A 9,406-nucleotide genomic window follows, 5' to 3' on the forward strand; every position below is an offset into this window, starting at 1 on the left:
TTATTTTTATAAATAGTACTTCAAGCGTTTATATTAAAATAACCCTCTGTTTTTAAACTTTTTTATGTGGAATGAACAAGGGTTAAAGGCAAATTGTGAGTTAATGCTCAAAAACCGGTTAAAAAGTCGACATAAGAACAAAATATTGCTCACAAACCTTTGCCACATGGGGGTTTTATGCTTAAAGTGGTTCTAGATTTCTAAACACATAGAAGGGAAACCTAGAATGAACAAGACTCAGTTAATTGATGCAATTGCGGAAAAAGCAGATTTATCTAAAGCTCAAGCGAAAGCAGCTCTTGAAGCCACTCTTAGCGGTGTAACTGGCGCACTTAAAGATGGTGACCAAGTGCAACTTATTGGTTTTGGTACTTTCAAAATTAATCACCGTGCGGCGCGTACTGGTCGTAACCCTAAAACGGGTGCAGAGATTCAAATCTCGGCTGCAAACGTACCTGCATTTACAGCCGGTAAAGCATTAAAAGACTCAGTAAAATAATTTAACCTTAAATTGTCTTTTTAGCCACGGCACCTTCTCGCATCTTGCCGTTGTTTGAGTATATACTACGCTGAGTCCTCAACTCAGCGTAGTTTTTTTATGAAGCGTATTCTCCTTCCTGTTCTTATTTTATTAGCCCTTGCTGGTTGCTCATCCACTCAAAATTTATTCAGTGGCAAATTTGTACGCTCAGTTGAACCATTTAATTGGTCTGGCGGAGAAGTGACCGATAATTCTAAATCTTATTATTGGTTAAATCGCTCAGCCACCGAGCCTCAATCAGCCTCTGATTATGTCGAACTCTCAAACGATGCATGGTACAAATCTAGCTATAAATGGCAAAATGGAATGATCCGTGAAATTGTACGTGAAGGGCAAACAGCGCAAAATAGTCATGATCTACAACGTTATTTAGTCCATATCCGCTTTAGTAATACGGGTGAGGCAATCTATCAGCGATATCGTATTGGAAATCAGGTCTTTCCACTAAATCAACCCGATCTTGATCGTTATGTGGAGGAAGCTGAGCGTATTGTCACTAAAGTCGAAGCTTTGCATTCTGATAATCTAAAATTAATTCAGGGTATATGGGATGGACAAACCTTTGAGGCATGTGATGGTCAACAATATACCAACATTAATTTCCAAAATACGAAATTACCCCTCGCGATTAAAGATAGAATTAATACTTTAAATAGTTACGTTGCTTTTATTGGGATGACAAATCCAAAGCAAAATTCCGTGACCGTTAATCAATTAATTTCAATGAATGATGCTGACTATCCTTGTATCCAAAGGCCACATTTAAACATGAATTAACCAAGTTTTTATGTGAAAGCTATCAAATAAGAAAGGCGCTGACTTTAATCATCAGCGCCTTTTTTTCATTTTAAGCTTATAAATTTAAGCGATGTTATCGAGAAGGTTATCTTATTTTATTGTGCATTATCTTCACGTTCAATGGCGCGGTAACCAATATCGCTGCGGTGAAACATACCATTCCAACTAACGGTTTTTGCTAGCTCATAAGCACGTTGTTGTGCTTCTAATACCGTATTACCTAACGCGGTGGCACAAAGTACACGTCCGCCATTCGTTACCACTTCACCCGCTTCATTATTGGTGGTGCCAGCGTGGAAGATTTTCTCACCTTCCGCAGCGTCACTTGTTGGCAAGTTAATCACATCACCTTTGGCATAATCGCCCGGATAACCGCCAGCGGCGAGTACAATACCAATTGATGCGCGAGGATCCCAATGCGATTCGGCTTCATCTAGTTTTTCATCAATCGCCATTAAGCAAAGGTCTACTAAGTCAGACTGCATACGCATCATAATGGGTTGCGTTTCTGGATCCCCAAAGCGGCAATTATATTCAATCACTTTTGGTGTGCCATCCGCCATGATCATTAAACCTGCATAAAGGAATCCGGTATAAGGATAACCTTCAGCGTCCATACCACGAACAGTCGGATAAATGATTTCTTCAAGCACACGCTCGTGGATTTCAGGTGTGACCACGGGGGCTGGTGAATAAGCGCCCATCCCGCCAGTATTAGGGCCCGTATCCTTATCGCCAACACGTTTATGATCTTGGCTGGTGGCCATTGGCAGAACGCTTGAGCCATCAACCATTACGATAAAGCTGGCTTCTTCACCATCTAAAAACTCTTCGATAACGACGCGACTGCCTGCTTCACCAAAGGCATTACCTGCTAGCATATCTTGAATCGCATCTTCGGCTTCTTGTAGTGTTATTGCCACAATCACGCCTTTACCTGCGGCTAGGCCATCGGCTTTGACCACAATCGGTGCGCCTTTCTCGCGAACATAAGCTAATGCAGGCTCGATCTCAGTAAAGTTAGCATAATCCCCGGTTGGGATTTTATGACGTGCTAAGAAGTCTTTTGTGAATGCTTTTGAACCTTCAAGCTGAGCGGCGGCTTTTGTTGGGCCAAAGATTGGCAGTTTTGCGGCACGGAATGCATCCACCACACCAATCACTAATGGCGCTTCAGGGCCAACAATCGTAAGTGCAATGCTATTGTTTTGTGCAAACTCAAGTAAACCTTCAATATCTTCAACACCAATATCGATGTTTTCTAATTTTGGTTCAAGAGCCGTACCTGCATTACCAGGTGCAATAAATACTTTTGTTACGTCAGGGTTTTGCGCCGCTTTCCAGCCAAGTGCATGCTCGCGGCCACCGGCACCGATAATCAATACATTCATTTGTTGTTTCCTTTGATAGCCGCACCCTATGTCCTATTTCTATGTCAAGCGTACTCATTTATGCTTATAAACTCCGCTCGCTTTCCTTGAACTAGAAAATGGGGCTTGCTCTAAAATGAAAAGACTTCGTTAGAGTTATCTCTCTAAAAAATATAAAACTTGAATTTATTAAACCGTTTTCGACATAATTGGGAGTGCTAACAAGGCGACAACCGAGCTTATCCCTATGAGCATAGCTCGCTATGTGATTAGGGTAAGTGAGGGCAGTCAACGCAGTTACCACCACCCCAATTATAAAGAAAAAAATTAGTGACGGAAATGACGCATCCCGGTAAAGATCATCGCCATGCCATGTTCATCGGCAGCAGTAATCACTTCATCATCACGCATCGAACCACCAGGTTGAATGACACATTTAATGCCAGCTTCTGCGGCCGCGTCAATACCATCGCGGAATGGGAAGAATGCATCAGATGCCATCACACAGCCTTCAACCACTAAGCCTTCATCGGCGGCTTTAATTCCGGCAATTTTAGCAGAGTAAACGCGGCTCATTTGACCCGCGCCAACCCCAATCGTCATGTCACCTTTTGCATAAACAATGGCGTTTGATTTCACGTATTTCGCGACTTTCCAGCAGAATAGAGCATCTTTTAGTTCTTCTTCTGTCGGTTGACGTTTTGACACAACTTTCAGGTCATCGAGACTTACCATGCCTTGGTCGCGGTCTTGAACTAACAAGCCACCATTAACACGTTTAATATCGAACTCAGTCGTCTTAGTTGACCATGTACCACATTCTAATAAACGAAGATTTTTCTTGGTTTCAATTATTTTGACCGCTTCGCTTGAAACGCTTGGTGCAATGATCACTTCCACAAATTGACGGTCGACAATCGCCTGCGCGGTAGCGGCGTCTAATTCTTGGTTAAAGGCAATAATGCCACCAAATGCAGAGGTTGGATCGGTTTGATAGGCACGGTTGTAAGCTTCAAGAATATCTTTACCAAGTGCAACGCCACATGGGTTGGCATGTTTTACGATCACACAGGCTGGCTCATTGAATTCTTTTACACACTCAAGCGCAGAATCGGTGTCGGCGATGTTGTTGTAAGACAGTGCTTTACCTTGGATTTGACGTGCGGTTGAAACTGATGCTTCTTGTGGGTTGGCCTCAACATAGAACGCGGCGGCTTGATGGCTGTTTTCGCCATAGCGCATATCTTGTTTTTTCTCGAACTGCTGATTGAATGTGCGAGGGAATTTAACTTTATTTTTAGGAGAAGGAGCTGCGTCGCCTTCTTTGTTATTTGTTTCAGTAGACGCACCATAACAAGGAACCATAGTGCCGAAGTAGTTAGCGATCATGCCATCGTAAGCCGCGGTATGCTCAAAAGCGGCAATGGCTAAATCAAAACGGGTGTCGAGTGTGAGTGATTTTTCGTTGGCATCCATCTCAGCGATAACGCGAGAATAATCGTGCGCGTTCACCACAATAGCGACATCTTTATGGTTTTTAGCTGCAGAACGAACCATTGTTGGTCCGCCGATATCGATCTTTTCAACCGCATCAGCCAGAGTACAACCTTCTTTTGCCACCGTTTCAGCGAATGGATAAAGGTTAACGACCACGATATCGATAGGTTTTATGCCGTGAGTTTCCATAATGGCTTCGTCAGTACCGCGACGGCCTAATACACCACCGTGAACTTTCGGGTGTAGCGTTTTTACACGGCCATCCATCATTTCAGGGAAACCAGTGTAATCAGAGACTTCAGTTGCTGCGATACCACTATCTTGCAATAGCTTGAACGTACCACCGGTTGACAGAATTTCGACATCACGTTGAACTAATGATTGCGCGAATTCCACAATACCAGTTTTATCGGATACGCTAATTAGAGCGCGGCGAATTGGGCGAGCGTTTTGCATGGCTTCCATATTCCTTTAATCATGAAGTTAAAACAAAGAAAGATATTTGCCAAAGTGATGCTTATGGTTTCAATGTTGATTGGCTAACCGAAACCAATTGGGCCGCTTTGGTAAATACCTTTTCGTGACATTATGGTTGTCACGATGGCTATTTACTTTCACATTAACTCAAGATTTGATGGCGCACATTCTAACTAATTTATCTTTAAAAAGCTCGCGCAATCGTTTGGCTTTTTGTTTTTATCATCAAGTTTAGATGGTTGATTTAAATGTCGATGAAAACTGGCGGTTACTCACCTTTGAATAAATCACGGAAAAAATGCCCTGTTTTTTTTGCAGTATCACGAGTTGCATGACCAATATCGGTGGCCGTTTCTTTCACTTCATTTTTGACTTGTTGCTGCTCTTGTTTACTCGAACAGGCCGCTAAAATAAGAGTGAAAAACAATAAAAATAGATTTTAATGGCATGGTTTAAATCCTTGAATATGTATACAAAACGGACAAAGAATAACGTTAAAACAGAGTGCTGTTAAGTGTTATTAGGATCTAAACCCCACCCACAAACGTTTCCACAAAACCTTTAAACTTTTCAGTTAAGCGACCGACTATCTTCTTACGCTGTAGGATACTTGGCTTGCTAGTGAGAGTGTCAGCGAAGTCTTCGCGTAATGGCAGTTCTTCACTGGCTTCATAGCGCACAACGAGGCTCGTCAGCTTTTGGGTATCGAGGTTTTCCTCTTCGGCAAATTTCTCAATCGCTAAACGTTTTTCTTTTTCCCAGAAGAACTCAAACTCTTCCTCTACGCTTTGGCTGGCAGGAATACCATTTAAGTGCTCATCCATGAATTTTTCGATCAAGGCTTTTTTGCTGAGTAAGGTTGGATCAGAGCTTATCAGGTTCACAATTGCATTACGTTTGGTGGCTCTTACTTCGCTGCTGTCTTCATCGCGGTGCAACAAGTCTAATTCAAAATCGACATCATCGAGCACAGAGGCTTTTTCTTTGCTGGTGGATTCTCGGATCTGGCGGTTTAGGTCGGCGTATTTACTGGTGAAGTCTTGAAACTCCTGTTCACTCATCGCCGTCGCGGCCATATCAAAGTCGGCAAAGTTACTCAGCATATTCTTGAGTTGCATTAAGCGGCGGAACTGCAACACAAACAGCTTTTGCGCATCTTCATCGGGCAGATTGTCGACTGAATCTACGGTTGGCGTAATCGCTAATAATGCTTGATAAGCCTCGTTGAAATCCGCCATTAAATCTTCAAATGGTGGGGTTTCGATAAACTCTCTCGGCTGCTTATTCGAAAACATCAAAAAGGCTTCATCGGCAGATTTTTTCAGGTTGCGGAAACACACAATATTGCCATGAGACTTAGTTTCATCTAGCAAGCGATTAGTGCGTGAAAATGCTTGTATTAGCCCGTGGTGTTTTAAGTTTTTATCCACATACAAGGTATTGAGTTTTGGCGCATCAAAACCGGTTAAGAACATATTCACCACCAGTAAAATATCAATTTCTTTGGCTTTTACTCGTTTGGCGATGTTCTTGTAATAATCGTAGAACGAATCACTGTCTTTGGTGGTGTAGCTGCTACCGAACATGACATTGTAATCGGCCATAAAGGTTTCGAGTTTGTCACGGCTGTGCAGCTTTACCGCTTGGCCTTGCTTTAAATATTTGGCTGCGGCTTCTTTTATCTCAAGGCTATGGGCATCTTCGGCTTCACCGCCAAGCGCATATTCTTGCTCTTCATTAGTTTCATAGCTAAAAATGGTGGCGATTTTGAGGTTATGTTTACCCTCAGCTTTCTTGTTGGCAAAGAGCTCATAATATTGGATTAATTCTGGTACCCCGGAGACACAAAACATCGCATTGTAATCACGGCTATGGGTTTTGCGTTTATGGTGCGCAATGATGTAGTCGACGATTTTTTCTAAGCGAGCGGGAGAGGTCAGTAGCTCTTTGCGGTCGATGTCTTCCACTTCAATATCGATATTATTCTGTGAGCCATATTTATAGGCATAACGACCAACATACTCAATCGCAAACTTGAGCACGTTTTGATCGCGAATGGCATCGACAATCACATAGGCATGTAAGCGTTCATCAAATAAATCTTTGGTGATTTTCTTGACCGATTTCCTTGCCACGGCGTTATCGGCAAAAATAGGTGTTCCGGTAAAGCCGAACAATTGCGCGCCTTTAAAGAAGCTGACAATGTTTTGGTGGGTATCGCCAAATTGACTGCGGTGACATTCATCAAAAATAAACACGATGCGCTTATCTTGCAATGACGTCATTTCTTTCAAGTAACGCTGTTTCGTGACTACGTTATTGAGCTTTTGTAGTGTCGTGACCACCAACTTGGTATTGCGGTTCTCGTTCTCTTTGCGCCCTTTGACTGGCTTATCTAATAGTTGGTGGAATAGCATATTAGTGTTGTCAGTTGAATCAACAGAGCCTTTACTAAAGGCGTTAAACTCTAAAGCGGTTTGATAATCGAGATCTTTTCTGTCCACCACAAACACCACTTTATCGACTTCACTCAGCGAGGTGAGAATTTGCGCGGCTTTAAAGGATGTTAAGGTTTTACCCGATCCTGTGGTGTGCCAAATATAACCATTGTTGGTACTGGTTTTTACCTGATTGATGATCGCTTCGACCGCATAGAACTGGTAAGGGCGCAGCACCATTAAAAGCTTACCGGTTTCATTGAGCAAAATGTTTTGACTAAGCATCTTGGTTAAATGGCTAGGGGTTAAGAACGCACTGGAGAACACGGGCAACTGGCTCATGCTTTGGTTTTCAATATCCGTCCAGTTAAAGGTTTGTTTGGCCGACATTTCCGCATTGTTGGAAAAGTACTGAGTATTGACGCCATTAGAGATCACAAACAGTTGGATGTAGTTAAATAAACCATGATTAGCATGATAGGTGTGTTTTTGATAACGCTTTACTTGGTTGAAGGCTTCTTTTAACTCAATACCACGACGTTTTAATTCAATTTGGATCAGCGGTAAACCGTTCACCAAAATAGTCACATCATAGCGGTTGGTATAATTACCCTTTACCGTGATTCGATTGGTAACTTGAAAGACATTACGCGAGAGATTATTAGAAGCAGGTTCACTAAATAACAATTGTAAGTGTGTGGTGTCGCCATTATCTAAAGTGATATCAAGGCGATCGCGCAAAATCTTGGCTTTGGTGAAAATATTGCCTTTTTCTAACTTGCCGAGTACTTGGCGAAATTCACTTACTGTAAGTTGGCAATTATTGGCTCGCTCAAGTTGGGCTTTTAAGTTGGCTTCAAGGGCGGCATTATCAGGCAGCACAACACGCTCAAAGCCTTGCTTAGTCAGTTGAGCAATAAGGTCGTTTTCTAATTGTTGTTCGCTTTGATATGCCATGACTTTATAACACGCCTATTCGGTAGATAACTCGGTAACTAATGAAACTTACGATAACAATATACGGCTAAACTCGGCCAAAAATTCAGAGGTATCACTTAAATAGTTGGGGTAAGCTTTTTCGATGGATTTCAAATCGCTTCCTGCTACCAATAACACGTTATAGGTCGGATCTTTTTCTAGTTCGGCATACCGCTCTAGTGCTACATTTCTCTTGGTTGAGCTATATAAAAAGGCTTGCCCCTTTTGGTTTTCAATGTGATAAACCAACAGCGTGTATTCTGCATTTTTAGATTTATTCTTAATGTCATCAATCAATAAAGCACTGTTGAAGGTGTCGAGCTTATGGTAGGCCGATAAATCTGTATTCAGTTCAGTGAGTTCTCGCTTGTAATCACGACTTTGCTGTTCAGTCATTGTCCATGAACCATCGCGAACCGCTAGGAAATCACCCATGATAACAAAGAGGCGTTTCCATTGTTCATTGGCCGCTTGTGGGTTGGTTTTTAAGGTTTCTTTTTCGATGATATCCACAATTTCAACCGAGGTAGCCCAAAGGTGCTGCAAGCGTGTCCGTAGTTGCACTTCGATTTTAAAGCCTTTCCAATCGTGCTTGGTGGCTTTGTCGTAGCTTTTGTAAACACGATGAATACCGCGGTAACCGGATGGTTTAGGATGCTCGATGTAATCATAGGTTTTAACACTATGTACCGAACGGCTGGAATCTAAGCTGGTGTTGAGAGCATGGAGATCATTAAGTGACTCTAGAATTACACGGCAACCGCCAATATCATGCATTCGCTTTAAGCTAATCGCATTATCGGTTTGACCGTCTAATGATGGGCGTTGCAATTTGTCGATAATGGTCGGCAGACGTTTGAGGCGACGAACAACGGTTGCCGTTTCAAGTAAGTTCAGTTTGTTAACATGCTTCCAGACTAAGTTCTTTATGATTTGTAATGGATATAAATGAGCAGCACGAAAATTTTGAATCACGCTTACGGCTAGATCAAAGTCGCCTTCTTTTTTGCGAATGACACGACCTGCTTTTTCCACTTGTTTACGTGAAAAGGTAAGCGGCTGTTTGGTCTTTTCGTAATGCTCATTAACCATGTGTATTACCTGACTATTATTTGTGTTTAATATAGTATCGCTAAATGTGTTCGTTACACAAACATCGGCTGCTCGTGACTCATCTTCATAGGCATTCAAAGCGCTGTGGGAGATTCCGTACCTCCAGTCGTTTTGCTCCTTGTACGGAATGACGTTGTTTAACTGTCATCTTGAAGAGTGACATTTATTGTCATCCTGAAAGCGACCTCATCGTC

7 protein-coding genes are annotated in these 9,406 nt (G+C 42.3%); 2 read left to right on the forward strand and 5 right to left on the reverse strand.

Annotation, left to right across the window (positions count from 1 at the left end; genetic code table 11):
* Window positions 1-226 precede the first annotated feature (226 nt).
* Together FH976_RS11115 and FH976_RS11120 are read left to right on the forward strand one after the other, a co-directional pair.
* Entirely contained in the window at window positions 227-499 is a 273-nt protein-coding gene (locus tag FH976_RS11115) for an HU family DNA-binding protein (RefSeq protein ID WP_190332713.1), read from the forward strand.
* Window positions 500-598: 99 nt separating this feature from the next.
* Entirely contained in the window at window positions 599-1,318 is a 720-nt protein-coding gene (locus FH976_RS11120; RefSeq protein WP_194090927.1) for a DUF1481 domain-containing protein, read from the forward strand.
* Window positions 1,319-1,434: 116 nt separating this feature from the next.
* Here the strand turns inward: FH976_RS11120 and purD are convergent, their stop codons facing one another.
* The 5 genes from purD to FH976_RS11145 form a co-directional block, all read right to left on the reverse strand.
* On the reverse strand, window positions 1,435-2,730 hold the full coding sequence (purD, locus tag FH976_RS11125; protein WP_194090928.1) for a phosphoribosylamine--glycine ligase: 1,296 nt from the start codon (window positions 2,728-2,730) through the stop codon (window positions 1,435-1,437).
* Between the two features lie 306 nt (window positions 2,731-3,036).
* Window positions 3,037-4,662, reverse strand: coding sequence for a bifunctional phosphoribosylaminoimidazolecarboxamide formyltransferase/IMP cyclohydrolase (gene purH, locus FH976_RS11130; protein ID WP_194090929.1), 1,626 nt, complete (start codon window positions 4,660-4,662; stop codon window positions 3,037-3,039).
* A gap of 289 nt (window positions 4,663-4,951) precedes the next feature.
* On the reverse strand, window positions 4,952-5,110 hold the full coding sequence (locus FH976_RS11135) for a hypothetical protein (protein ID WP_194090930.1): 159 nt from the start codon (window positions 5,108-5,110) through the stop codon (window positions 4,952-4,954).
* A gap of 100 nt (window positions 5,111-5,210) precedes the next feature.
* Entirely contained in the window at window positions 5,211-8,078 is a 2,868-nt protein-coding gene (locus tag FH976_RS11140; RefSeq protein ID WP_194090931.1) for a type I restriction endonuclease subunit R, read from the reverse strand.
* 48 nt (window positions 8,079-8,126) lie between these two features.
* Window positions 8,127-9,191 (reverse strand): RelA/SpoT domain-containing protein, encoded by a 1,065-nt coding sequence (locus FH976_RS11145; protein WP_194090932.1) that lies wholly within the window; start codon window positions 9,189-9,191, stop codon window positions 8,127-8,129.
* Window positions 9,192-9,406: the final 215 nt, after the last annotated feature.

This window comes from Vibrio hibernica, assembly GCF_015223435.1.
Taxonomy (GTDB): domain Bacteria; phylum Pseudomonadota; class Gammaproteobacteria; order Enterobacterales; family Vibrionaceae; genus Vibrio; species Vibrio hibernica.